The sequence below is a fragment of the Psychromonas sp. SP041 genome, assembly GCF_000470315.2.
In the GTDB taxonomy this organism is placed as follows: Bacteria; Pseudomonadota; Gammaproteobacteria; order Enterobacterales; family Psychromonadaceae; genus Psychromonas.
Window position 1 is genome coordinate 36,217 of sequence record NZ_CBRF02000028.1, and the last position, 26,602, is coordinate 62,818.

Here is a 26,602-nt window from a genome sequence, read left to right on the forward strand (position 1 = left end):
TAGGGGTCTATACCTTGGTTGTGTAGAAAGGAAAAGAAATGGCATTACTAGTTCAAAAATATGGTGGTACTTCCGTTGGCAATGTGGAACGTATCAAAGCCGTCGCTGAGAAAGTTAAAGCGACGAAAGAAGCGGGTCATGATGTCGTTGTTGTTTTGTCGGCTATGTCAGGTGAAACCAATCGTTTAATCGCGCTAGCTAAAGAGTTTAACGATACACCCACTGCTCGTGAGATGGATGTGTTGTTGTCCACTGGTGAGCAAACGACTATCGCTTTGTTATCTATGGCGCTACACAATCTAGGTGTTGATGCTGTTTCAATGACCGGTGACCAAATTCGTTTAAAAACGGATTCTAACCATGCTAAAGCACGTATTTTAAATGTAGAAACTGAGAACCTTCAGAAACATATAAAAGAAGGGCGTGTAGTCGTTGTTGCTGGTTTCCAAGGACGTAGTGAAAGTAATAATATTACGACACTAGGCCGTGGAGGCAGTGATACTTCTGCTGTTGCTATCGCTGCAGCATTAAAAGCGGATGAATGCCAAATCTATACGGATGTTGATGGTGTCTACACTACAGACCCACGCGTGGAGCCTAATGCTCGCCGTCTTGATAGTATTACGTTTGAAGAAATGCTTGAAATGGCTAGCTTAGGGGCGAAAGTATTACAAATTCGCTCTGTAGAATTTGCAGGAAAATACAACGTGCCACTACGTGTACTTTCTAGTTTTAAAGATGGTGGTGGTACGTTAATTAGTTATGAGGAAAATAAAATGGAATCTCCTGTTATCTCTGGTATCGCATTTAATCGTGATGAAGCGCGTTTAACTTTATCTGGTGTTCCTGATCAACCAACGGTTGCGGCTCAAATCCTTTCTCCTATTGGTGCTGCTAACATTGACGTTGATATGATCGTGCAAAATACATTAGGTGACGGTAAAACAGATTTTACCTTTACAGTACATCGTGATGACTACGATCAAGCAACAAAATTATTAAATGTTGTTTGTGAGAAGCTACAAGCTAATTCTGTTCAAGGTAATAATGAGATTGCAAAAGTATCTATTGTCGGTGTCGGTATGTGGAATCATCCTGGTGTTGCACAAAAAATGTTTGAAACATTAGGTGCAGAAGGGATTAACATGCATCAAATTGCTACCTCTGAAATCAAGATCTCAGTGTTAGTGGATAGTAAGTATTTAGAATTAGCTGTACGTGCCTTACATAAAGCATTTGAGCTAGAAACAGAACCAACGCAAGAAAAATAGAATTAGTGCTATATACACAATAAATAAAAGATGTATTTACTGTGTAATGAGCCATACTCATCATCTCGATATAATTAGAATAATTTAGGAGCTATATATATGTTAATTTTAACACGCCGTGTAGGCGAAACACTTATGATTGGTGACAACGTGACTGTTACTGTATTAGGCGTTAAAGGTAATCAAGTACGTGTAGGCGTTAATGCTCCAAAAGATGTGTCAGTGCATCGTGAAGAGATCTATATGCGTATTCAAGCTGAAAAGAATGCCGCTAGTTAATACTAGTTATTCTTAAAGAAAGAGCCTAAGGGCTCTTTTTTTATGCCTGAAATTTACTCAATGTAGATGAAATTTAAGCAGGTTGTTCGAATAGCGAGCAAACAGAAAGTTTTCTTTTAAAAAGTGTTTGACTTGTTTTCAGAAGACAGTAATATGTGCGCCAACAAGACGACGGTGGGGTGGCCGAGTGGCCGAAGGCGCTCCCCTGCTAAGGGAGTAACGGGTTTATAGCCTGTTCGAGGGTTCGAATCCCTCCTCCACCGCCATTCTTGTAGATTCTTAAAGCGGGTGTAGCTCAGCTGGATAGAGTACCTGGCTACGAACCAGGCGGTCAGGGGTTCGAATCCCTTCACCCGCACCATCTTTCTATTTGCACGAAAAGACGGTGAGCTTAAGAATTGAATAAAAACAAAAGAATATCGCGGCGGGTGTAGCTCAGCTGGATAGAGTACCTGGCTACGAACCAGGCGGTCAGGGGTTCGAATCCCTTCACCCGCACCATTCTTTATAAAGCTTACTTTTGTAAGTTTTTTGTTTTTAGAGCTTATTAATATTATTCCCAATAATATTAAGCACCATGCGGGTGTAGCTCAGCTGGATAGAGTACCTGGCTACGAACCAGGCGGTCAGGGGTTCGAATCCCTTCACCCGCACCATTTCTTCATTATCTGTTTTACCTCTTATTTTACAAATATCTTCTTATTTTGATTTTCATGCGTTTAAATAGAATAAATATTCATTTTTTCTGTTATTTTTTGTTTCATTTAATTTCTATTTTGCATAAATAATCAAAGCTGCCATCCTTGCTATACCTGTCTAGAACGGTCTTTTCTATTGTTTTATTCACTACCGCGATTTTAAATATAAACTCTGCAAACTAGGTCAACTTCCATTTCTTTCATTTTATAGGTCAAACCAGTACAATGGGCACCTGCGAAACACTATTCTACTAATAACGATATATATTAAAGAGTTATTGATCAAAGTAGTTTGGTGGTTGATGTTTATTATTTACATAGTTTTAACTGTGGTAGGTATTCAAAGCTCGCATCTTTGCAACTTGTTAAATATATATTGAATTTGAATAAATATTCATTTTCATGGGTCAATAATGAGTTGTCATGAGCATTTAGAAAAGGAAAGGATACATTTATGGATATTTCAGGGTCTTTAGTTACAGCGTTAATGCTACTGGGTCTCGGCATGGCATTTGTTTATATGTTTTTAGGGTTACTCTTTATTTGTATTAACCTAATGGCAAAATATATTCCTGCGGATAAACCCGTTATTACCCCTCAACGTAAAACCTCTGCAGCACCTAAAGCAGCTGGTCAAGCACAAGTAAGCCCTCAAGTTATTGCCGCTATCACAAGTGCAGTACAACAATACCGTAAATCCCAAGCAGTATGATGGATAAAGAATTAATAAAGGAGCAAGTGAATATGTCTAAGCCTCTCGCAATCACCGAAGTTGTTTTACGTGATGCACACCAATCATTATTTGCAACGCGCATGCGTATTGACGATATGTTACCCATCGCAGAGAAATTAGATAAAGTAGGCTATTGGTCTTTAGAGACTTGGGGTGGTGCTACTTTTGATTCATGTATTCGTTATTTAGGTGAAGATCCTTGGGACCGTATTCGTGCTTTAAAAGCAGCGATGCCTAACACGCCACAACAAATGCTGTTAAGAGCGCAAAACCTATTAGGTTACCGTCATTATGCTGATGATGTTGTTCAAAAGTTTATTGAACGTGCTCATACCAACGGTGTAGATGTATTCCGTATCTTTGATGCAATGAATGATGTACGTAACTTTGAAACAGCGATTAAGTCTGCTATCGACGTAGGTGCTCATGCACAAGGTACTATTTCTTATACGACTAGCCCTGTTCATACTATTGATGGCTGGGTTGATATGGCAAAACGCATGGAAGACATGGGTTCGCATTCAATTTGTATTAAAGACATGGCTGGTTTATTAAAACCGTATGTTGCTGAAGAGTTAGTGACAAAAATTAAAGCGTGTACCAATATCCCATTAGCACTGCATTGTCATGCGACAACGGGGCTAAGTGTAGCAACACAACAAAAAGCGATTGATGCGGGTGTTGATATTATTGATACCGCTATTTCATCGATGAGTATGACTTACGGCCATTCACCAACAGAAACATTAGTGTCTATTGTTGAAGGTACACCACGTGATACAGGCTTAGATTTACATAAGCTAGAAGAAATTTCTGCTTACTTCCGTGAAGTGCGCAAAAAATATGTGAAATTCGAAGGTGAATTAAAAGGGGTTGATCCTCGTATCTTGTTAGCGCAAGTACCGGGTGGCATGCTAACTAATATGGAAAGCCAACTTAAACAGCAAGGTGCTGGCGATAAGATGGATGAAGTATTAAAAGAGATCCCACGTGTTCGTGAAGATCTTGGTTTTATTCCTTTAGTGACACCGACTTCTCAAATCGTTGGTACACAAGCTGTTATCAATGTATTGATGGGTGAACGTTACAAAAACGTCACTAAAGAAACGGCTGGTGTATTAAAAGGCGAATACGGTGCAGCACCTGCTCCTGTTAATGCTGAACTACAAGCAAAAATATTAGATGGCGCAGAAGCTATTACTTGTCGTCCTGCTGATAATATTGCGCCAGAAATGGCATCTATTGAAGCTGACCTTAAGAAGTTAGCGGCAGAGAAAGGCATTAAGCTTGCTGAGAACGAAATTGATGATGCGTTAATTTATGCATTGTTCCCTGAGATTGGACTTAAATTCTTAGAAAACCGTAATAATCCTGATGCATTTGAGCCAGTACCAAGTGCTGACGATATGAAAGTGGCTGCTCCATCGAGCAAAGAACCTGAGTCTTACTCTGTGTCTGTTGATGGTCAGTTATACAATGTGCAAGTGGGTCCTGAAGGTAGTATTGACGGTATTACGCCAGTTCAAGCGGGAGGCAAAGTTAATGCAACGGTTTCTGCTAATACTGCTGCACCTGCTGTTAGCGCTGAAGGTGAAGATGTACCGGCTCCTTTAGCGGGTAACATATTTAAAGTATTAGTGAATAATGGCGATCACGTTGATGAAGGCGATGTACTAGTGATTATGGAAGCGATGAAAATGGAAACTGAAATTCGCGCTCCAAAATCAGGCACAGTACAAGCAGTTAACATCAGAGAGGGTGATGCAGTTACTGTTGGTGAATCACTGTTCGTAATAGGTTAAGGAAGATAACGTGAATGGATTAATGACACTGTGGGCTGATACCGGAATTGCAAATTTCGAATGGCCTGAGTTAGTAATGATGGCCGTAGGTGGTTTGCTATTATACTTAGCAGTCGTGCGTAAATTTGAGCCTCTTTTATTACTACCAATTGGGTTTGGCGCTATCTTAGCGAACATTCCTAATGCTGGTTTTAATGATGAAGGCGGTATGCTTTATTACATTTACCATATTGGTATTGAAACGGGGATCTTTCCGTTAATCATCTTTATGGGTGTTGGGGCATTAACTGACTTCGGTGCGTTGATTGCTAACCCTAAAACGTTGTTTTTAGGGGCCGCTGCTCAGTTTGGTATTTTTGCGACGTTATTTGGCGCTATTTTATTAAACCTAGTACCTGGTTTTGAATTCAGTCTTGCTGATGCATCTGCGATTGCTATCATCGGTGGTGCTGATGGACCAACGGCTATTTTCTTAGCCTCTAAATTAGCCCCTGACTTGTTAGGTGCAATTGCCGTTGCTGCCTATTCATATATGGCGTTAGTGCCAATTATCCAACCGCCAATTATGCGTGCATTAACAACGCAAGCTGAGCGTGAGATAAAAATGGAGCAGTTACGTCCAGTAAGCAAAAAAGAAAAAATCATCTTCCCACTTGCCGTTTTATTGATGACAATTTTATTCTTACCAGCAGCAACACCGCTAGTAGGTATGTTTTGTTTAGGTAACTTGATGCGCGAGTCTGGTGTGGTTGATCGCTTAAGCTCTACCGCTCAAAATGAGTTGATTAACATTGTGACTATTTTCTTAGGTTTAGGTGTTGGTTCTAAATTATCTGCTGATAAGTTCTTGAACTTAGAGACGTTAGGTATTTTAGGTTTAGGCGCGATTGCTTTCTCTATTGGTACTGCATCTGGTGTGATCATGGCAAAAATTATGGGGCGCTTCTCTAAGAGTCCTATTAATCCATTGATTGGTGCTGCAGGGGTATCAGCGGTTCCGATGGCTGCGCGTGTTGCTAATAAGGTGGGGCTTGAAGCTAATCCGCATAACTTCCTATTAATGCATGCAATGGGCCCTAATGTGGCAGGTGTATTAGGTAGTGCTGTTGCTGCTGGTGTGCTGTTGGCTATTGTTGGTTAACTAGCCCTAGAAGCTTTACTATTATTGATTAAGGCCACTTTTTAGTGGCCTTTTTTATGGTTAGTTTTTGTTTAAATTTTTGTTTAAGTTCTGTGATTTAAGTTTTATTGCTTACGCTTTATTGTTTTTTATAACTGACTTTGTATTTCTATTTCTATTTTAGTATTAATATTAAAACCTGTTTTTGATGGGATATTCTCGATGGTATTAATTTTGTTTAAGGGTAATGAATGACTGATTATTGGTTGTTGTTTAGTAGTGCTTTTATTTCATCAACCTTATTTCCCGGTGGTTCAGAAGTACTGTTTGTTTATTACCTTAAACAACAGCTTTCATTAAAATGGGGATTCTTGTTAGTGGCTATTATTGGTAATAGTTTAGGCTCTATCGTCACTTATTTGTTAGGTTATTATATTCATTTCGGGCAAGAAAAAGCGGCTAAAAAATATCCTAAAACATTATTATTCTGCCATAAATGGGGGAATGTAGCTTTGCTATTAAGTTGGCTACCGATTGTTGGTGATGTTATTTGCTTGTTTGCTGGGTGGCTTAAATTGCCTAAAACGACAGCATTTATTAATATTGTTATCGGTAAAAGTGTACGTTACTTATTTTTGTTAGGGTTCGTCGTATTATGGTCATAGGTCGATAGATTGATAAAACTAAATAGGTTTAGCGCTACATTACATTTATAAAATTAAATATACTGCTTTAAACAATTTCATGGATCAATTTAAACTTTGCTTAAAGTATCAATATATGAAGCGTTTCAATGAAATCCTTATTTAGTTCAACGAAGTTAGGTGTTAGAGTTAGCCCTCTAAAAATTTACTCTGGGGCTTACTTTGGCTAAAAACTTCCAACAACGCATTCATTTCCTTAACCAACATCCTGAGAGTCTCACTGAGTTTGGTCGTGGTATTGAGCGAGAAACACTGCGTGTAAACGTAGATGGTAAATTATCTCAAGAAGCACACCCTAGTGCTTATGGCAGTGCGCTCACGCATGCCTCAATTACTACTGATTTTGCTGAAAGCTTATTAGAGTTTATTACACCTGTCGCAAACAGTGTTGATCAGCTTTTTGACTATCTGAATGATATTCACCACCACGTTGTGTTGAACTTACCTAATGAACAATACTTGTGGCCAATGAGTATGCCTTGTTATGTACAAAGTGAAGATCACGTTGAAATTGCGCAATTCGGTACCTCTAATATTGGTAAAATGAAAACTACTTATCGTGAAGGCTTAAAAAATCGTTACGGTAGTATGATGCAAATTATTTCGGGTGTGCATTACAACTTTTCATTACCGGCTAGCTTTTGGGATACATGGGCTGAATTACATGACTCTCCATTAACAGGAAAAGAAGCTCAATCTGCAGGATACATGGGGTTAATTCGAAACTACTTACGTTATGGTTGGGTTATTCCTTATTTGTTTGGTGCTTCACCTGCGATTTGTAAGTCGTTTTTACAAGGAAAAGAAACTAAATTACCTTTTGAAACTACTGGTACTGGCACTATTTATTTACCCTACGCAACATCATTACGCCTTAGTGATTTAGGTTATACCAGTAGTTCTCAATCTGATTTGAATATTTGTTATAACAATTTAGATTCATATCTAGATAGCGTTCGTAATGCTTTATCTAAAAAAGACCCTAAGTTTACTGAAATGGGAGTTGTTAAAGACGGTGAATATGTACAACTTAATGACAATATTTTACAGATTGAAAATGAGTTATATGCCTCTATTCGTGCTAAACGCGTTCAAAAGAATAACGAAACACCATCTCAAGCATTAAAAGCGCGTGGTATTGAATACATTGAAATTCGTTCTCTAGATGTTAATCCATTTTGTAAGTTAGGCATTACTAAAGAACAGGCCCATTTCTTGGATTTATTCTTAACTTGGTGTGCAAGTGTCGAATCGCCTGAACTCTCACAACAAGAATATCAAGCTTGTGCAGATAACTTTAATCAGGTCGTTACTCGTGGTCGAGATCCTGAGCTTACATTAACGATTACAGAGCAAAGTCATGATGTTGCTGGTTGGGGTAAATGGTTAAATACACAACTTGCTGACATGGCTGTTTTATTAGATAAAAACAGTAAAGATGATTGTTATCAAAATGCAATGAAACATATTAGCCCGCGTTTTGAACATTCAGAAAATACTAGCTCAGCCCGAATTTTAAATTGTATTAAAGATTCTCAAGGTGATAATGGTTCTTTAGCGTTAAAACTAAGTAAGCAATATAAGGCCGAGTTAGAAGAGCAACCTTATATGATTTGGTCTGAGGAGATCTTTGCAGAGCAGAAGGCAGAATCAATCGATAAGCAAAAAAAGATTGAAGCGGCGGATACACTATCGTTTCCTGACTTTTTAGCTGATTATTTTGAAAGTGCTAAAAAACAGTAATGTTTAATGTTGTTGTTTAGCAGTGCTCATTTATATTTAAAGCCTTTAAAAATACATCACGGTTATTACTGCCAATAACCGTGATGTTGTTCCTTATCATTAAACGTTCTATTAACCCTTATTGCTCGCTCCATTAGCCTAGAGGTTTAACATTAATCATGAATTTATTTAAGAAAGTACTTACTCTGGCTTTTCCTCTTTCTTTAATGGCTTGCGCAACACCTCCTCCTGAAAATCCTGAAAATATTTGTGATATATTTTTTGAAAACAGAGATTGGTATAGCGCGTCAAAAGAAATGAATCAGCGTTGGGGGACACCAATCCATGTTCCCATGGCGATGATGTACCAAGAAAGTAGTTTTATACATGATGCTGCGCCGCCAATGGAATACTTTTGGTTTATTCCTATTGGTCGAATCAGTAGTGCTTATGGGTATGCGCAAGCACAAGATGGAACGTGGGATGATTATCAACGTGAAACAGGTAATAATTGGTCAGATCGAGACGATTTTGATGATGCGATTGATTTTATGGGATGGTTTACCAGTAAAACCAATAAGATAAATGGTATTTCCAAGTGGGATGCCTACGGACAGTATTTAAATTATCATGAAGGTTGGACTGGCTATAAAAAGAAAAGCTACAATAAAAAGCCTTGGTTGTTAAAAGTTTCTCGCAAAGTGGATACGCGTGCTAGACAATACGCTACACAGTTAAAAGGCTGCCAAGAAAATTTAGATTCAAGCTGGTTATGGCGATTATTTTATACATAACGAGCTTTATGTTATTGATGAGTATCAGTAACCAATAATTATTAATTAAGTAAAAAGGAAACCCCCGATGCCATTATTAGATAGCTTTACCGTTGACCATACTATTATGAAAGCGCCGGCTGTGCGTATTGCTAAAACAATGCAAACACCAAGTAAAGATACGATCACTGTATTTGACTTACGTTTTACTGCGCCTAATAAAGATATCCTATCGGAAAAAGGGATTCATACATTAGAGCATTTATATGCAGGCTTTATGCGTGACCATTTAAACGGTGATCAAGTAGAAATTATCGATATCTCACCGATGGGGTGCCGTACAGGTTTTTACATGAGCTTAATTGGCGCACCAACAGAAGACCAAGTTGGTAAAGCTTGGTTAGCGGCAATGCAAGATGTTTTAAACGTTGAGAATCAAAATGAAATTCCAGAATTAAATGAATTTCAATGTGGAACTTATGAAATGCATTCTCTAGTAGAAGCAAAACAGATTGCTCAAGCAATTATTGATGCTGGTGTTGGCGTTAATAAAAATGACGATATCTCATTATCAGCAGAGCAACTACAACAGCTTTAGTTGTTAACGCTGTCTGCTTCTTAATAAAAGGCTTCTATCATGAAGCCTTTTTACTTTCTGTCTTATATCTAACCTTTAACCTCTAATCTGTAAATTCAACCGTCATGTTCTTACTGCTTTTTACTGATAGGTGACTTTTCAATAAACCAATTTCCTAACCCGACGATTACAGCACCTCCCACAATATTGCCTAATGTCACTGGAATTAAATTATTAATCACAAAATGACTGATAGTTAAATCAGCGAAACTAGCCGCGTTATAGCCTAGTTCAAGCAATAACTCAGGTGAAAAACTATGTTGTAGGGCAATACCTAAGGGAACCATAAATAGGTTTGCAATACTATGTTCAAATCCACTGCTGACAAACATGGTGACAGGTAGAATTAATAACATTGCTTTGGTTAATACGTCTTTTGTATAAAATGTCATCCACACACCTAAACAGACAAGTAGGTTACATAAAATGCCTAATGAGAAAGCTTGTATCCAAGTGTGGTGAAGTTTGTGTTGTGCAATGAGCATTGCGTTGATTCCCCATTGACCGCCGTCTTTTAGGTGCATTTTTGCACCTACAATTAACAATAACATGATCATCGCACCGACAAAGTTACCAATATAGACTCGAACCCAACAGCTGATAAGTTGTTTGTTAGTGATCTTCTTTTGTGCCCAAGCGACACTACTTAGCACGGTACTGGTAAATAGCTCTGCGCCACAAACCACTACTAAAATAAGCCCTAAGCTAAAGGCAAAACCGCCAGCAAATTTTGTCATTCCCCATGAGGCACTTGAGCCAGTGGTCACTGTGATATAAAACACAAAAGCAATTGAGATAAAAATACCAGCAAAAATAGACAGGCCAAAAGATTGTAATAAACTTTTATGGGCTTTTTTATATCCGTATTCACTTGCGATGGAAACAGGGTTATCGAGGCTTTCTGAGTTAACAGATTTTTTATTCAAGTTGTTTAAGTTATTGATCGCATGGTTCATATAAATCACTAAGCCTCTATAAAGGGAATTAACTAATGAGCGCTTATTATTACAATGTTTTGAAAAGTATTCTTGATATGTATCAAAGGTGATCTAGTTCTATTTATAGCTGTTACTGTTCAAGGTGCTTTGTTCAGTCGTTAGTTTGAGCTCCGAATCGAGGATTAACATGATGATAATAGCCGAAGGTTGCAACACAGAGTTGATTTTCAAGCTAACGACCCAGAGTGCAAGCTATGAAGTAAACACCTTTGTTGTTAGATAGTGTCGATTTAACCCGTTATATTTTTCTCTTTTTACCTAACATCTGTTCACTTCACCGCTTGCTGAATTCTGCATCTTGAATGGTCACGAGTATATAATCACTTTTTAAATAAAATGTTTAAAACGATAAAATAGAGTGGGTGTTTTTTGAATGTTAAAGTGCTTCTCATTGATGGTATTTAGAAAAAAAAAGCAAACCAGGTGGTTTGCTTTTTTGTTATTTATGCACTTATTATTTGAATCCAAGATTTGTTTATTTATTTTAGTGAATTAACCGATTTATTCACTTTCCTCTGTATAGAGATGAGGAATGATTTTTACTAACTTAACCATGTTGTTTTCAACTTCTATTATTTCCATTGGGTAGCCACAGATACGTGTACTAACCGCTGATGTCGGAATTGTTTCAAGATGTTCAAGGATTAAACCATTCAAAGTACGCGGACCATCGGTCGGTAAAGACCATCCCATCTCTTTGTTTAAGTCACGAATTCCTAAACTACCTTCGATGATGTAACTATCATCTTGTTGTTTATGGATCTCTTCTGAACTATGTGGTTCACGTGTTGTTGTAAAGTCTCCAACAATCTCTTCTAAAATGTCCGCTAATGTTACTAGACCTTGAATATCGCCGTATTCATCGACGACTAATCCCATACGTTCTTTGTTTTGTTGAAACTTAATCAGCTGTGTATTCAGTGGCGTACCTTCAGGGATGAAGTAAAGCTCACGTACACTTCGTAATAATGTTGTTTTAGTAAACTCTTCTTTTAATAAGATAAGTAACGAATCTCGAGCGTGTAAAAAACCTATCGAATCATCAATGGTATCTCGGTATAACAAGGTCATGGTATGGGTACGATGTCTTAATTGTTTTAAAATGGTCTCCCAATCTTGATTGATATCGATCGCCGCTATTTCGTTACGCGGTACCATGATTTCATCGACAGTGACTTTTTCTAGCTCTAAAATACTCAATAACATTTGTTGATGGTGTTCAGGGATCATAGATCCTGCTTCGTGTACCACAGAGCGAAGTTCATCACTTGATAGTGCATTATCACTCTGGTTGTGCACACTGATACCAAATATTTTTAATAAGCCATTTGAAATACCATTAATAACCCATACTAATGGACTTAATATTTTTTGTAGCGGTGCTAATAATATGGAACTTGGGAATGCAATTTTTTCTGGATAGAGGACGGCTAATGTTTTAGGCGTTACTTCTGCAAAAATAAGGATAACAAAAGTTAGTACGCCGGTTGCAATCGCAATACCTGCATCACCAAATAAACGTTGTCCAATAATAGTGGCTATCGCGGAAGCGAGAATGTTAACTAAGTTGTTACCAATCAAAATTAAACCAATTAATTTGTCTGGCTTACTTAATAACTTTTCAACGCGTAGTGCTGCTTTGTTTTTATCTGTCGCTAGATGACGTAAACGGTAGCGGTTTAAAGACATCATGCTTGTTTCTGAGCTAGAGAAGTAAGCTGAAATAATAATTAAAATAACTAAGCTTATAAATAGTGCACTTATGGGTATGTCGTTCAAAAGTTCTCTCGATAGTTGCTATAAAAAAATTAAATATACTGAGTTTGATACTATCGAAGAAAAGCGGATATAACAAAGTAGATTTGTTAAAAATGCCTATAAAAAACTAATTTTCGATAGAAATTGTCCTACTCCTTATAATAATAGAAGTAAGCCTGTGTGTTCATTATATGTCGAAATAATCAGTTCATTTATATAAAAAATTAAATTAACTGTTTTGCCGCTTGTTAACATTTTAAATCTGTTGATGGTGAGTTATTTTTATGAAGGTTGATCTTACTCCAATAATCGCTAACACAATGATTTTATTTCATATAATGGCTTGTGTCTTCTCGACGTAAAATTAGATAATGCTCCTTTTTGTCTAATGGATCATTATTATCAAATCATTAATCGTTTTATCCTTATTACCTTTCTCATTATTAGTGAATGCAGAAAATACTCAAATACAATCATTTTCAAGTGCTAAAAAGAAGCTAGAAAAAGAAATTTATTTAACCTCACAAGAACGCCACACTTTATATTGCCAAGCTGAATTTGACAGTAATAAAAAGATTACGCCGCCAAATGGCTTCGAAAGCCTCAAATATCAAAAAAGAGCAAAACGCGTAGAATGGGAACATGTTGTGCCTGCTGAAAACTTTGGACGTAATTTTAGTGAATGGCGCAGTGGGGCTGAAGTGTGTGTTAATAGTAAAGGAAAGGCTTATAAAGGTCGCCGCTGCGCAGAAAAAGCGAACTCTGAGTTTAGGTATATGCAAGCCGATATGTACAACCTTTACCCCGCCATTGGCTCTGTTAATGCAAGCCGTAGTAATTATAACTTTGCTATGTTGGGTTCTATGGATAATAGTTTTGGTAGTTGCGCTGTCAAAATAGAAAGCCGTAAAGTTGAGCCGCCAACAGCGAGTCGTGGTGTTATTGCTCGTACTTATTTATATATGGATAATTTATATGCTAATTACAAGATGAGTAGCCAGCAACGCCAGTTAATGAATGCTTGGGATAAAACTTACCCTGTTGACCAATGGGAGTGTGAGAGAGCTAAGCGTATTCAAAAGGTTCAAGGTAACCATAATGAAATTCTAGAGCAAAGTTGTTTAAAAGCAGGTTTTAACTAATTTTGTATTTCTGATTCACTTATAGTGTTCTTTTGAATACTTTATTCAATCGCTTTTATGTTTTGATAAGAGGATATAGAAGGTGTTTAGGTAAGATTAAACCGCTGAAATTAATTCAGCGGTGCTAATAACCTAACGTTTTATAAAATTATTTCGCGTACAACACGGCTACCAAAATAAGCAAGTGTTAGTAATGATGAACCCGCAATCGTTATGTAGATAACTAAACGTCCACGCCACCCTTTTTTATAACGCCCCCATAATAATGTCGCATAGATAACCCAAGCTATCATGGTCAGTATCGCTTTGTGCCCACTTTCTGAACCAAACATATCTTGTAAAAATATAAACCCAGTGACTAAGGTGCCACTTAATAAGATAAAACCAATCAGAATAAGTTGAAACAAGCTTTTTTCAAGTGTCATTAATGGCGGCAGATTTAAACTGGTCACAGGTGATTTATGCTTCTTTAATCGATAGTCTACATAAGCGAGTTGTAAGGCAAATAAACTGGCTATCGTTGTTATTGCATAGGCCAATATCGCTAAAATAATATGGGAACCAATACCAGGGTGATTTTCTAAATGAGTAATGTAATGGCTTGGTAAATACATGACTGCGACAAAGTTAATAATGTTAAAACCATACACTATCGGTAACAGTACACCTGTATTGAGTTTTTTACTCATGAACAATGAGAGTGTTGCAATCACAAAACTGGCTAACGAGACAACATTAAGAATAGGGAGATTTTGACCCTCTATTAATAAAATATGTTGATATAACCAAAGTGCATGGGTTAATAAAGCCACGCTTGATAACGCAATGATTGGTAAACTTGACGTTGTTTGAGGGGAAAATAATTGTCGGCCAGCTAGTAAGCCACTTAATAAATAAAACACAATGCTGATAATTGCTAGTTGATCCATATATTGATACCTATTTTCATAAAATGAGTCTTTTAAGTGCCCACATTATAAGCTTTATTGAACGGATGAGAAGTTAATACTATTTTGAAAAAGCATAAATGCGTATAATGTATAAAATCCTAATAATTTATAGCGATGAGACTTAACTATGTTTGAGAATTTAACGGACAGATTATCGAAATCACTGAAAAACATCAGTGGTAAAGGCCGATTAACAGAAGATAACATTAAAGGCACGTTACGCGAAGTGCGTATGGCTTTATTAGAAGCCGATGTTGCGTTACCTGTTGTTCGTGACTTTATTCAAGCAATTAAAAAACGTGCCATTGGACAAGAAGTTGCCAAAAGCTTAAACCCTGGTCAAGCCTTTATTAAAGTTGTACAAAATGAACTTGAACTGGCAATGGGTGAAGTTAATGAAAACTTAAACTTAGCAACACAACCGCCAGCCGTATTATTAATGGCGGGTTTACAAGGGGCGGGTAAAACCACTTCTGTTGCTAAACTGTCTTTATTACTAAAAAATAAAGAAAAGAAATCGGTATTAGTAGTAAGTGCCGATATTTATCGTCCAGCTGCGATCAAGCAATTGGAGACATTAGCTGCTGAAGTTGATGTTGAGTTCTTCCCAAGTGATATTAGCCAAAAGCCAATTGATATTGCGAATGCTGCGATTGCACATGCGAAAAAGAAATTCATTGATGTGGTGATTGTCGATACGGCAGGTCGTTTGCATGTCGATGGCGAGATGATGGATGAAATTAAAGACCTTCATCAAGCAATTAACCCAATTGAAACATTATTTGTTGTTGATGCGATGACCGGTCAAGATGCTGCAAATACTGCACAAGCCTTTAACGAAGCATTACCATTAACAGGTGTTATCTTAACTAAAGCCGATGGTGATGCGCGTGGTGGTGCTGCACTTTCAATTCGTCACATTACAGGTAAACCTATTAAGTTTATCGGTATGGGTGAAAAAATTGATGCATTAGAACCTTTCTACCCAGATCGTATTGCCTCTCGTATTTTAGGTATGGGTGATGTTCTTTCATTAATTGAAGAACTTGAAACTAAAGTTGATAAAGATAAAGCCGCTAAATTAGCGAAAAAAGTTCAAAAAGGTAAAGGTTTTGATCTAGAAGATTTTCGTGACCAACTTGTGCAAATGAAAAGCATGGGCGGCATGATGGGTATGATGGATAAATTGCCAGGGATGTCGAATATTCCTGATGCAATGAAAAATCAAGTGAATGATAAAGCAACCAATCAAATGGAAGCGATTATTAACTCAATGAGCAAAAAAGAGCGTGCTAAGCCTGAGATTATTAAAGGTGGACGTAAGCGTCGTATTGCAGCAGGGTCTGGTACGCAGATTCAAGATGTTAATAAGTTGCTGAAGCAGTTTACGCAAATGCAAAAAATGATGAAAAAAATGTCAGGTAAGGGCGGTGGCATGCGTAAAATGATGAGCGGCATGCAAGGTATGATGCCTGGTATGGGCGGCGGTATGCCTGGTGCAGGTGGCGGTGCTGGATTACCACCTGGTCTAGGCGGATTCCGTAAAAAATAATCATTAGTAAATTCAATTACTAAAGTGATTTAAAAGCCCCGTTGAATAAGATTCAACGGGGCTTTTTGTTTTTTCAGACTTTGAATGATTTGTAAACTGTGATTTTGATTGTTCTTTTCTCAAATAAGAGTATAATTTTGCGGCTTTCTACAGAAGCAGGTGGTCAGAATTCACTGACTTTCGACGTTTAACAATATATATAGAGGACGATATGGTAACTATTCGTTTAGCTCGTGGTGGCGCTAAAAAACGCCCATTCTACCAAGTGGTAGTAACAGATAGCCGTAGCCCACGTGACGGTCGTTTCCTTGAAAAAGTTGGTTTCTTTAACCCAACTGCACAAGGTCAAGCAGAAAAATTACGTTTAGATACAGATCGCATCAACCATTGGGTTGGTCTTGGCGCACAGCTAAGTGATCGTGTAGCTAAATTAGTAAAAGATAACGCCGTAGCTGCTTAATTGCAGTTAGGTGAAGGAGATATTAGGTGAGCGAACAAGCAGAACCAATAGAGATAGGCAAATTTGGTGCAGTATATGGCATCAAAGGCTGGTTAAAAGTCCACTCCTACACCGATGACCTTGAAAGCATTTTTCAATACAAACCATTGTTAATGGAATCTAATGGGGCCTTCAAAGAAGTGATTATCACTGAATGGAAACGTCACAATAAAGGTTTTGTTGCAAAAGTAGCTGGTTATGATGTTCGTGAAGAAGTCCAAGCCCTAGTTGGCCTTGATCTTCTGGTTGATCCATCTAATCTTCCTGAATTGGAAGCAGACTACTACTGGCGAGATTTAGTCGGGTGTCAGGTTCACACTGACAAAGGTTATCATCTTGGTGTTGTCACCGATTTGATGGAAACAGGCTCTAAAGATGTGCTTGTTATAAAAGCCAACTCGAATGATGCTTTTGGTCAAAAAGAACGGTTAGTTCCGTTCATCGAAGAGCAAGTGATATTGAAGGTTGATATTACAGGCCAACTAATTACAGTTAATTGGGAACCTGATTTCTAATTACCCTAGGAGAAAAGTTATGTGGTTAGGGGTTATTAGCCTCTTCCCGGACATGTTTCGGGCCATTAGCGAGAATGGGGTAACAGGTCGAGCGATTAAAAATAACTTGCTCTCTATCGAGTGTTGGAATCCACGTGATTTTACATTAGATAAACATAGAACGGTCGATGATCGTCCCTATGGTGGTGGGCCTGGGATGCTGATGATGGTGCAACCTTTACGGGATGCAATCAACGCAGCAAAACAGACTGCAAGAGAAGCAGGGCACGAGGCAAAGGTGATTTACCTTTCTCCTCAAGGTCGACGTTTAGACCATCAAGGTGCTCAGTCCTTATCAAGCTCTCGAGCTTTGATATTAGTGGCAGGGCGCTATGAAGGAATAGATGAACGCATTATCGAAAGTTTAATAGACGAAGAATGGTCTGTTGGTGATTATGTGTTAAGTGGTGGTGAGCTGCCGGCAATGATTTTAATGGATGCTGTGGTACGTTTTGTACCGGGTGTTTTGGGTCATAGTCAATCAGCAGAGCAAGATTCCTTCGCGGATGGTTTGCTTGATTGCCCTCACTATACAAGACCTGAGGTGTTAGATGGAAAGCAAGTGCCAAGTGTTTTATTAAGTGGTGATCACGAGAAAATTCGTCAATGGCGATTAACTCAATCATTACAACGCACGAAACAAAGAAGACCCGATTTATTAAAAGATCTAGCTCTGACTGACGAGCAAGCAAAATTGCTTGCTGCTCTGAAAAGTGACTCCAACTAAACAGCGATGTTATTAGTTAACTAGAATTAAAAGGTATTAAAATGAGTAATATTTTACAAGCAATTGAAAACGAACAACTACGCACAGACATCCCTAAGTTCTCTCAAGGTGATACTGTTGTTGTACGTGTTCGCGTAAAAGAAGGTGAAAAAGAGCGTCTTCAAGCATTTGAAGGTGTTGTTATTGCTAAGCGTAACCGTGGTTTACATTCAGCATTCACAGTTCGTAAAATCTCGAGCGGTGAAGGTGTTGAGCGTGTATTCCAAACTCACAGCCCACTTGTAGGAAGCGTTGAAGTTAAACGTCGCGGTCTGGTTCGCCAAGCTAAACTTTACTACTTACGTGAACTTACTGGTAAAGCTGCTCGTATTAAAGAGAAGCTAGGTAAGTAATTTCATTCTTTCAGCTTAATTAATATTAGCTGGGAAATGTAAGTTGCAAAATTGCTATAATAAAAAGGTCTGCTTAATGCAGACCTTTTTTTTGAAATTTTTTTACCATCAACTAAAATAACTCAAACAGATAAGACAACTAAAAAATTAAGGCAAAATTTATGCGACAAAATTTAATAAAATATCTATTATTTGTTATTGCCTGTTTTGCTACTTTGTTAGGACTATTAGGTGTTATTTTACCTTTGTTACCTGCCACTCCTTTTTTTATACTCGCGTTATTTGGCTTTTCTAAAAGCTCTCCAAGATTTCAACAATGGTTATTAAATTTACCCGGTATTGGTGATGATTTAAGACATTGGCAAGCTCATAAAAAAATAAATAAGCAACGTAAACCAGCTATTTATTTGAGTATCGTGGTTAGCTTTCTAATTTCTATTTTATTGATTGGACAAACTACACTACAGTTGATGTTAGTTGTGCTGATGTTGATATTGCTTTTTTGTATGAAAAAGCTACCTGAGTATTAATTCTTATCTCTATTATTTAATTACCTCTCTTTTTTACCGATTTATTACGTAAAATTTAAAATACTAGGTTTTGAAAATGTGATTTTATAATGTCTGTGATAATCTTAGTCGATATACCGATTAGAGAATAATAAAATGAAAATTACCTTACCTGAATATGAACAAGCCAATGTATTAGTGGTCGGCGATGTCATGTTAGATAGATATTGGCATGGTCCTGTTACCCGTATCTCTCCTGAAGCACCTGTACCTGTCGTAAATGTAAAGCAAATAGAAGAACGACCAGGTGGAGCTGCCAATGTTGCGTTAAATATTGCTGCGTTAGGTGCGAGTTCAACCGTTGTTGGGTTAGTTGGTGAAGATGAAGCCGCACAAGCTATTCAAGATAGTTTACGCTCTGTGCATATAAAGACAGATTTTATTACGGTACCTAATGTACCTACTATTACAAAATTGCGTGTACTCAGTCGTCATCAACAATTAATACGCCTTGATTTTGAAGACTCATTTTCTGATGTGGATAGTGCCGCAATAATGCAAAATATGACTAAAGCGCTCACTGGTGAGAGCCCTGTTGTAGTTTTCTCTGATTACAATAAAGGTTCATTGTCTGATATACAGAATATGATCCAATTGGCCAAAAGTCGTGGCGCTAAAGTATTAGTCGATCCTAAAGGTTCTGATTTCGAAAAATATCGCGGTGCAACATTATTAACACCTAATTTATCTGAATTTGAAGAAGTCGTTGGTCATTGTAAAACCGATCAAGAGTTATTTGATCGTGCAACTCAATTGGTTATCGATTTACAGCTAGAAGCATTATTAGTGACTCGTAGTGAGCACGGTATGACATTAATTCGTGAAAACTCAGCGCCATTTCATCTACCGACTCAAGCACAGGAAGTCTTTGATGTAACGGGTGCTGGTGATACGGTGATGGCTGTCTTAGCTGCGTCTATCGCTGCAGGAAGTAGTTTTGAAGATGCTTGTGCATTAGCTAATGCAGGTGCAGGCGTAGTAGTCGGTAAAATAGGTACGTCAACGGTCAATACCATTGAGTTAGCTAATGCAGTTTATAGCCAACAAGAAATTGGTTTTGGTGTGTTAACAGAAGAGCAATTAAAGCTAGCCGTTAAGCTTGCACAACATCGTGGCGAAAAAGTGGTGATGACTAATGGCTGTTTTGATATTTTACATGCTGGCCATGTATCGTATTTAAATACTGCCAGAGAACAGGGAGATCGATTAATTGTTGCTGTTAACAGTGACCAATCGGTTCGCGATCTAAAAGGTGAAGGTCGTCCGGTTAACCCTGTTGACCGACGAATGCTTGTGTTGGCTGGGTTAGGTGCTGTTGATTGGGTGGTTGAATTTACTGAAGATACCCCACAACGACTGATTGCTGGTGTGTTACCGGATCTGCTAGTAAAAGGTGGTGATTACAAACCAGAAGAGATTGCTGGCGGTGAAGAGGTCATTGCTAATGGTGGAGAAGTAAGAGTATTACAATTTAAAGATGGTTGCTCTACATCAGAAATCATTAAAACGATTCGCAACGAGCTCTAATTCTTCTGCTGTTTTAAATGACGTCTATCATTATTTAGTAGCTGTTTTGATAAGCGTTTTTATAGCAATTACGTTAAGCATCTGATCTAAATTTGGCGCAGAAAAAATAATTCAATTCGAGGCATAAATTGAAGTAAATATTGCTCCCTTTACAAGATTTACAACAAAGAAGTGAGTTGTTTTAGCAAGCGAAATAGATCAGCTATTTATCGGAGTTGATATTAATACGCAAATAAAAGGGAAGCATCAGCTTCCCTTTTAGATTTTCAAACTATGGTTAATGACAATAAAAAATTATTTTTTTACTTCAATTAGCCCTGCTGAAATATCAAAAATATCTTGCTCAGATAATGTACCTGCAGATAGCTTTAGTTGAATCATATTGATGATGTAATCATAACGTGCATTCGCGAGTAAGTTTTCAGATTCGTATAAATTTCTTGTCGCATCTAAGACATCAACAATCGTACGAGTTCCTACTTCAAAGCTTGCTTCTGCTGCATCTAGTGCACTTTTTGACGAAATAACGGTTTGCTCGTAAGCTCGTATAGAGCTAACAGATGCTTGAACGTTGTTATAGCCACTATTGATTTCAGCTTCAGTGCTGCGGAAGCTTGAGACTAAGTCTTGGCTCGCCATTACATAACTGTACTGTGCTTGCTTAACTCTTGATGTTATTGCACCACCAGTATAAATAGGGACATCTAAACTAAGCCCAAAAACAGCTGAAGTACTAGACGTTCCACTAACTGAACTTCTAGCAGCGTTTTCATAATCATAGTCGTCATAGTTAACATCTATGGTGAAATCTAGAGTAGGATTATGCCCAGTTTCTGCTAGCTCAATATTCATTTTTGCTACATCTTTAGCAATGCGCTTTGCATGCAAATCTAAGTTATGCTCTAACGCTTTATTACGCCAGTTTGTCACATCACCTTCAAGTTTTTGTGGTTGAAATGTGTCGGTGTTTAGGTAGGCAACTTGTTTTACATCTTCGCCGGTTAATTCTCGTAAAAGGTAGTAATTGTTAGCTAAAGTATTTTCAGCCGTAATTAAATCAGCAACGGTTCTATCATATTCAGCTTGTGCTTCATGAACATCAGTAATAGCAATTAAACCAACATCAAAACGTTGTTTAGTTTGCTCTAGTTGGCGTTCAACAGAGCGTTTATTTGCAGCGACTGATTTTACTGATTCATTTGCCCTTAACACATCAAAATATGCTACAGCGGCTCGGTATAATAATGTTTGTGCTGCATAACCGTAAATAGTTGCGTATTCAGTTGCTTGTTTTTCAGCAATATCTGCGCTTTTCCAATACGAACTATTATAGATCGACTGTGTTAAATCTATACTTGCACCATAATTCGTATAATTATTAATATCATCGGTTGATTCAAGTTTACTGGCATCTAAGCCGAACCCTATTTGTGGTAATAAAGAAGCTTTAGCTTCATTGATTTGTTCAGAAAAAACATCATATTCAGCTTTGCTTTTTAGAATAACAGGATCTTTGTATTTAGCTGTTTCATAGACTTGTTTTAATGTGTCAGCATTAACGGCAATACTGGATAAACCTAATAATGTAGCGATATATAAGCGTTTTAGAGTCATGGTTATAGAATCCTATAATGTATATTTTATTCTAATGTATAGTAAGGCTAGTTAATATAAGGTTAAGCATATTATAAAAACATCATATAAACTATTTATTGTTACTTCCTGAAGCAAATAGAAAATAAAGAGAGTATTTATGTACGATAAAAACGATGTTCAGGTTTTAAATTCTGAACCACTTTACCAAGGTTTTTTTAAATGCAATAAATTTACACTTAAACATAAATTATTTTCAGGGGAATGGAGCAAACCCATTCAACGTGAATTTTTTGAAAGAGGTAAAGCGGCTGCATTATTGGCTTACGATAAAGAAAAAGATTCGGTGATATTAGTTGAACAGTTTCGCTTTGGAGCAATGGAAAGTAAACAGTCTCCTTGGTTATTGGAACTAATTGCTGGAATGATCGACAAAGGAGAGGACGCTCAAGAAGTTGCAAAACGTGAAGCTTTTGAGGAGGCTGGGTTAGTCATTGAAGAATGTCAGTTTATGTTAAGTTATTTTGTTAGCCCTGGAGGCACGACTGAAACATTAGATCTGTTTATTGCAAATGTTGATAGTACTAATGTCGGTGGTGTTTTTGGGCTTGATGAAGAAGGCGAAGATATTCGTGTTCATGTTGTTCCTCGAGAACAAGCTTATCAATGGGTCAAGTCAGGTAAAATTGATAATGCAGCAACAATAATTGGTTTGCAGTGGTTAGAGTTAAATTATAAAGAAGGGTTAAATATCTAACTTTGTTAATCAAATTTGATATTTCATTTAATGAAAGTGAGGCATTGCCGACATTTTTAGTTATTTTATTATTTTCATTTTTTTGACGATGGTAAAATAAATAGCTGAATTTTAATCAAAGCTACCACATTAGAGTAGTATTTTTAACTATAGAAAGAGCGAAATAGATAATAAATGAATGGTGTAAATCAAAGTGTCGCAACACTAGCCCCAGATCCCATAGGTGATATTAAGTTATTACAAATCACTGACACGCATCTTTTTGCTAATAAGGAAAAAGGGTTGTTAGGTATTAAAACCGTAGAAAGTTATGATGCTGTGATTAAACATGCGAGTAAATATGCTGGTAAATGCTCTGCTGTGTTATGTACTGGTGATTTATCCCAAGACCATTCTGCTCAATCTTATGTGGATTTTAGTGACCGCATTAAAACCTTACAAATGCCCTGCTATTGGTTACCTGGTAATCATGATATGCAAGAGGTTATGTTGCCTTCTTTACTTTCTGAAGGGTTAGCACAGGCAAGGCAACTTGTTAGTGAACACTGGCAAATTATATTATTAGATTCACAAGTATCTGGTGTTCCTTATGGGTATTTAAGTGAATCTCAACTTACTTTCCTCGAAGAAAAGCTAAAACAATACCCAGATAAACATACGCTAATTGCTGTACATCATCATGTTTTACCCGTTGGTGCCGCTTGGTTAGACCAGCACATATTAAAAAATAATGAACAGTTTATTGCCTTAATCAATCAGTACGATAACGTAAATGCAGTTTTATCCGGTCATGTTCACCAAGAGTTTGATGTTGAAAAAGAAGGCGTTCGTTATTTAACTAGCCCATCGACTTGTGTGCAATTTAAACCTCAAAATAATGAGTTCGCCGTTGATGATAAAGCACCCGGATATCGCTACTTAGTCTTAACAAAATCAGGTAAAATAACCACTCAAGTTGAGCGTATCGATATTGGTGAATTTAAGACTGATGTTAATGCGACGGGTTATTAATATATAAAGCTAAAAGAGGAAAAATGATAGAGCCTAATATAACTAAAGTGTTGCTTTCGTTACACGGTTTTCATAGTTCTCCTGCATCGTTAAAAGCGCAACAAATGCGTGACTACTTATTATTGAACCATCCTGATATTCATTTTGTATGCCCACAACTTCCGGTCTTACCCAAAGACATGTGGACCGTCATTGAATCAATTTTTAAGCAGTATGAAAATTGTGAAATAGCAGTAATGGGGAGTTCTTTAGGTGGCTTTTTAGCGACTAAAGTCGCACAGCAGTACGCAGTCAAAGTCTTATTAATTAATCCTGCTGTTACTCCAGGTTTATTATTAACACGATATCAGGGAGAGCAATTACACCCTTACCTGCAACAACGTTATGATATTAATGAAAGTTATATAGAGCAACTTATCGCATTAAATGTTGAAGACATTAATGAGACTCAAAATATATGGGTGCTCTTACAGCAGGAAGATGAAGTATTAAATTATAGAGAGGCCGCTAAAAAGTACGAGAAATGCAAAATGACCTGTGAGCAAGGCGGTGATCATAGCTTTATTGGCTTTGAGCGTTACCTTGCAGAAATAATTCACTTTCTTTACTAAATACATACAATCAATAAATATGTTCTGTGGTAACTTACGCGCAGAATTGACAACCACTAGATTTACAAATCTTAAATAGAATAACCATAGGTGCATGCATGAGCGAACAATATAATTCAGATTCCATTGAAGTATTAAACGGACTAGATCCTGTTCGCCATCGACCTGGCATGTATACCGAAACTAATCGCCCTAATCATTTAGCACAAGAAGTTATCGATAACTCTGTGGATGAAGCGTTAGGCGGACATGCGACTTCAATTCAAGTTATTTTACATGAAGACCAATCATTGGAAGTTATCGATGATGGTCGTGGGATGCCAATTGATATGCATCCTGAAGAGAAAATATCAGGGGTGGAATTAATTTTTTGTAAATTACATGCTGGCGGTAAATTTTCAGGTAAAAACTATGAAATATCTGGTGGTTTACACGGGGTAGGTATCTCAGTTGTTAATGCTTTATCGACTCGTGTTGATGTACAAATACGACGTGATGCAAAAATTTACCATATTGCGTTTGAAAATGGCAATAAAGCAGAAGAACTCAGTGAAATTGGTGTCTGTGGTAAACGCAATACTGGTACGAGTGTTCACTTTAGACCAGATCCTAAATACTTTGATAGTTTTAAATTCTCTGTTTCTCGTTTGCTGCATTTATTGAAAGCAAAAGCCGTGTTGTGCCCTGGGTTAAGTATCAAATTTAAAGACCGAGTGAATAAAAATAATTACGAATGGTGCTACCAAGACGGACTTAATGACTATTTATTAGAAACGGTTTCTGAAAATGAATTATTACCTTCAGTACCTTTCGTAGGTAAGTTTTCTGCAAATAATGAAATGGTTGATTGGGCGGTTGTATGGTTGCCTGAAGGTGGCGATTCGATCACTGAAAGTTACGTTAACTTAATCCCTACCTCACAAGGTGGTACTCACGTAAATGGTTTCCGTCAGGGGCTATTGGATGCAATGCGAGAGTTCTGTGATATCCGCAATATCTTGCCTCGTGGTATTAAATTAAGCCCGGAAGATATCTGGGATAAATGCAGTTATGTACTATCGGTTAAAATTAAAGAGCCACAATTTGCTGGTCAAACTAAAGAGCGTTTATCTTCTCGTCAATGCTCTGTTTTTGTTTCTGGTGTGGTTAAAGATGCTTTTAGTTTATGGCTAAATGCCAATGTCACTGAAGCTGAAGCATTAGCTGAGTTCTGTATTAACAATGCGCAAGTTCGTAACCGTAAAAGCAAAAAAGTAGCGCGTAAAAAAATAACACAAGGCCCTGCATTACCGGGTAAATTAACAGATTGTTCAACACAAGATCCTGAACGCGGTGAATTGTTTCTTGTGGAAGGTGACTCTGCTGGCGGTAGTGCTAAACAAGCAAGAGACCGAGAGTTCCAAGCTATTATGCCGTTACGCGGTAAGATTAAAAATACGTGGGAAGATGAATCAGATGTCATTCTAAGCTCAGAAGAGATCCATAATATCTCCGTTGCTATTGGTATTGACCCTGCATCAACTGATTTATCTGGTTTACGTTATGGAAAGATTTGTATCTTAGCGGATGCCGATTCAGATGGATTACACATTGCTACGTTAATCTGCGCACTGTTTGTCCGTCACTTTAGAGCAGTAGTTGACGCAGGAAATTTCTATGTGGCAATGCCACCTTTATACCGTATCGATATTGGTAAAGAAGTTTACTATGCTTTAGATGAAGCTGAAAAAGATGGCGTATTAAACCGCATCCAAGCTGAGAAGAAACGTGGCAAAGTTAACGTGCAACGATTCAAAGGTCTAGGTGAAATGAATCCATTACAATTGCGTGAAACGACCATGGATCCTAATACGCGTCGGTTAGTGCAGTTAACAATTGATGATGCTGATAAAATGCTTGAGATGATGGATATGTTATTAGCGAAAAAACGTGCTGGAGACCGTAAAGTTTGGTTAGAAGCAAGTGGTGATATGGCTGCTATTGATTAAAATAAACCCTGCTTTTTATCCAAAGAAAGTTTATTCATTAGCAGTAAAATAAAATAAAATAAAATAAAATAAAATAAAATAGAAAATGCCAATCATGTTGATTTAATGCCGATCGGTTAAGGATCTAAGAAGAAAACTTGAACGATCTTGCAGATAGAACATAATCCCCACTCTTATTTAAGGTTGGGGATTTTTTTTGTTTAATCAAGAAATGGAATTGGTGTATGAATCATTT

25 protein-coding genes and 4 tRNA genes are annotated in these 26,602 nt (G+C 37.4%); 25 read left to right on the top strand and 4 right to left on the bottom strand.

The window, feature by feature from the left end; genetic code table 11:
• Window positions 1-38 precede the first annotated feature (38 nt).
• The 13 genes from SP041_RS14875 (at window position 39) to luxS (ending at window position 9,700) form a co-directional block, all read left to right on the top strand.
• Window positions 39-1,271, top strand: a complete 1,233-nt coding sequence (locus SP041_RS14875; RefSeq protein ID WP_025566170.1) for an aspartate kinase — start codon at window positions 39-41, stop codon at window positions 1,269-1,271.
• A 99-nt stretch (window positions 1,272-1,370) separates the two neighbouring features.
• Window positions 1,371-1,550 carry a carbon storage regulator CsrA gene (gene csrA, locus SP041_RS14880; RefSeq protein WP_025566169.1) on the top strand — a complete coding sequence of 60 codons (180 nt, stop codon included), beginning with the start codon at window positions 1,371-1,373 and terminating at the stop codon, window positions 1,548-1,550.
• A gap of 173 nt (window positions 1,551-1,723) precedes the next feature.
• Window positions 1,724-1,816, top strand: a tRNA-Ser gene (locus tag SP041_RS14885).
• An 18-nt stretch (window positions 1,817-1,834) separates the two neighbouring features.
• A tRNA-Arg gene (locus SP041_RS14890) sits at window positions 1,835-1,911 on the top strand.
• A gap of 63 nt (window positions 1,912-1,974) precedes the next feature.
• A tRNA-Arg gene (locus tag SP041_RS14895) sits at window positions 1,975-2,051 on the top strand.
• A 78-nt stretch (window positions 2,052-2,129) separates the two neighbouring features.
• Window positions 2,130-2,206, top strand: a tRNA-Arg gene (locus SP041_RS14900).
• 496 nt (window positions 2,207-2,702) lie between these two features.
• Window positions 2,703-2,960 (top strand): OadG family transporter subunit, encoded by a 258-nt coding sequence (locus SP041_RS14905; protein ID WP_025564472.1) that lies wholly within the window; start codon window positions 2,703-2,705, stop codon window positions 2,958-2,960.
• Window positions 2,961-2,992: 32 nt separating this feature from the next.
• Window positions 2,993-4,783, top strand: a complete 1,791-nt coding sequence (gene oadA / locus SP041_RS14910) for a sodium-extruding oxaloacetate decarboxylase subunit alpha (protein WP_025564469.1) — start codon at window positions 2,993-2,995, stop codon at window positions 4,781-4,783.
• Window positions 4,784-4,793: 10 nt separating this feature from the next.
• Window positions 4,794-5,924, top strand: coding sequence for a sodium ion-translocating decarboxylase subunit beta (locus SP041_RS14915; RefSeq protein ID WP_025564468.1), 1,131 nt, complete (start codon window positions 4,794-4,796; stop codon window positions 5,922-5,924).
• Window positions 5,925-6,154: 230 nt separating this feature from the next.
• The gene (locus tag SP041_RS14920; protein ID WP_025564466.1) at window positions 6,155-6,568 is read left to right on the top strand and encodes a YqaA family protein; all 414 of its coding nucleotides are present in this window, start codon (window positions 6,155-6,157) and stop codon (window positions 6,566-6,568) included.
• 201 nt (window positions 6,569-6,769) lie between these two features.
• On the top strand, window positions 6,770-8,350 hold the full coding sequence (gshA, locus tag SP041_RS14925; RefSeq protein ID WP_025564465.1) for a glutamate--cysteine ligase: 1,581 nt from the start codon (window positions 6,770-6,772) through the stop codon (window positions 8,348-8,350).
• 158 nt (window positions 8,351-8,508) lie between these two features.
• Entirely contained in the window at window positions 8,509-9,123 is a 615-nt protein-coding gene (locus SP041_RS20885) for a hypothetical protein (RefSeq protein ID WP_025564463.1), read from the top strand.
• A gap of 67 nt (window positions 9,124-9,190) precedes the next feature.
• Window positions 9,191-9,700 (top strand): S-ribosylhomocysteine lyase, encoded by a 510-nt coding sequence (gene luxS / locus SP041_RS14935; protein ID WP_025564461.1) that lies wholly within the window; start codon window positions 9,191-9,193, stop codon window positions 9,698-9,700.
• A 110-nt stretch (window positions 9,701-9,810) separates the two neighbouring features.
• Here the strand turns inward: luxS and focA are convergent, their stop codons facing one another.
• Together focA and SP041_RS14945 are read right to left on the bottom strand one after the other, a co-directional pair.
• On the bottom strand, window positions 9,811-10,695 hold the full coding sequence (gene focA / locus SP041_RS14940; protein WP_081695376.1) for a formate transporter FocA: 885 nt from the start codon (window positions 10,693-10,695) through the stop codon (window positions 9,811-9,813).
• Window positions 10,696-11,238: 543 nt separating this feature from the next.
• The gene (locus tag SP041_RS14945) at window positions 11,239-12,516 is read right to left on the bottom strand and encodes a CNNM domain-containing protein (RefSeq protein ID WP_025563540.1); all 1,278 of its coding nucleotides are present in this window, start codon (window positions 12,514-12,516) and stop codon (window positions 11,239-11,241) included.
• A gap of 425 nt (window positions 12,517-12,941) precedes the next feature.
• Between SP041_RS14945 and SP041_RS14950 the strand changes: the two genes are divergently transcribed.
• Window positions 12,942-13,637, top strand: a complete 696-nt coding sequence (locus SP041_RS14950) for an endonuclease (protein WP_240791480.1) — start codon at window positions 12,942-12,944, stop codon at window positions 13,635-13,637.
• A gap of 140 nt (window positions 13,638-13,777) precedes the next feature.
• Here SP041_RS14950 and ccsA read toward each other — a convergent pair whose 3' ends face one another.
• The gene (gene ccsA, locus SP041_RS14955) at window positions 13,778-14,566 is read right to left on the bottom strand and encodes a cytochrome c biogenesis protein CcsA (protein WP_025563542.1); all 789 of its coding nucleotides are present in this window, start codon (window positions 14,564-14,566) and stop codon (window positions 13,778-13,780) included.
• A 148-nt stretch (window positions 14,567-14,714) separates the two neighbouring features.
• On the opposite strand from ccsA, the gene ffh reads away from it, so the two are divergent.
• The 7 genes from ffh (at window position 14,715) to hldE (ending at window position 20,407) form a co-directional block, all read left to right on the top strand.
• Window positions 14,715-16,139 (top strand): signal recognition particle protein, encoded by a 1,425-nt coding sequence (gene ffh, locus SP041_RS14960; RefSeq protein WP_025563543.1) that lies wholly within the window; start codon window positions 14,715-14,717, stop codon window positions 16,137-16,139.
• Window positions 16,140-16,350: 211 nt separating this feature from the next.
• On the top strand, window positions 16,351-16,599 hold the full coding sequence (rpsP, locus tag SP041_RS14965) for a 30S ribosomal protein S16 (RefSeq protein ID WP_025563544.1): 249 nt from the start codon (window positions 16,351-16,353) through the stop codon (window positions 16,597-16,599).
• Window positions 16,600-16,625: 26 nt separating this feature from the next.
• A complete protein-coding gene (gene rimM / locus SP041_RS14970) occupies window positions 16,626-17,153 on the top strand; it encodes a ribosome maturation factor RimM (RefSeq protein WP_025563545.1) in 528 nt (175 codons plus the stop codon).
• Between the two features lie 19 nt (window positions 17,154-17,172).
• Window positions 17,173-17,919 (top strand): tRNA (guanosine(37)-N1)-methyltransferase TrmD, encoded by a 747-nt coding sequence (gene trmD / locus SP041_RS14975; protein ID WP_025563546.1) that lies wholly within the window; start codon window positions 17,173-17,175, stop codon window positions 17,917-17,919.
• Between the two features lie 41 nt (window positions 17,920-17,960).
• Window positions 17,961-18,311: a 50S ribosomal protein L19 gene (rplS, locus tag SP041_RS14980; RefSeq protein WP_025563547.1), complete on the top strand. Its 351-nt coding sequence runs from the start codon at window positions 17,961-17,963 to the stop codon at window positions 18,309-18,311.
• Window positions 18,312-18,472: 161 nt separating this feature from the next.
• Entirely contained in the window at window positions 18,473-18,841 is a 369-nt protein-coding gene (locus SP041_RS14985) for a YbaN family protein (protein WP_025563548.1), read from the top strand.
• A 135-nt stretch (window positions 18,842-18,976) separates the two neighbouring features.
• Complete coding sequence (gene hldE, locus SP041_RS14990; RefSeq protein WP_025563549.1) at window positions 18,977-20,407, top strand: bifunctional D-glycero-beta-D-manno-heptose-7-phosphate kinase/D-glycero-beta-D-manno-heptose 1-phosphate adenylyltransferase HldE; 1,431 nt, start codon at window positions 18,977-18,979, stop codon at window positions 20,405-20,407.
• Between the two features lie 294 nt (window positions 20,408-20,701).
• Here hldE and SP041_RS14995 read toward each other — a convergent pair whose 3' ends face one another.
• Window positions 20,702-22,021: a TolC family outer membrane protein gene (locus SP041_RS14995; protein ID WP_025563550.1), complete on the bottom strand. Its 1,320-nt coding sequence runs from the start codon at window positions 22,019-22,021 to the stop codon at window positions 20,702-20,704.
• Window positions 22,022-22,160: 139 nt separating this feature from the next.
• Between SP041_RS14995 and nudF the strand changes: the two genes are divergently transcribed.
• The 4 genes from nudF (at window position 22,161) to parE (ending at window position 26,367) form a co-directional block, all read left to right on the top strand.
• A complete protein-coding gene (nudF, locus tag SP041_RS15000; protein WP_025563551.1) occupies window positions 22,161-22,757 on the top strand; it encodes an ADP-ribose diphosphatase in 597 nt (198 codons plus the stop codon).
• Between the two features lie 174 nt (window positions 22,758-22,931).
• Window positions 22,932-23,768, top strand: a complete 837-nt coding sequence (gene cpdA / locus SP041_RS15005) for a 3',5'-cyclic-AMP phosphodiesterase (protein WP_051368476.1) — start codon at window positions 22,932-22,934, stop codon at window positions 23,766-23,768.
• Window positions 23,769-23,791: 23 nt separating this feature from the next.
• Window positions 23,792-24,379, top strand: coding sequence for a YqiA/YcfP family alpha/beta fold hydrolase (locus SP041_RS15010; RefSeq protein WP_037048428.1), 588 nt, complete (start codon window positions 23,792-23,794; stop codon window positions 24,377-24,379).
• Between the two features lie 98 nt (window positions 24,380-24,477).
• Window positions 24,478-26,367 carry a DNA topoisomerase IV subunit B gene (gene parE / locus SP041_RS15015; protein WP_025563554.1) on the top strand — a complete coding sequence of 630 codons (1,890 nt, stop codon included), beginning with the start codon at window positions 24,478-24,480 and terminating at the stop codon, window positions 26,365-26,367.
• The last annotated feature ends 235 nt before the right edge of the window (window positions 26,368-26,602 follow it).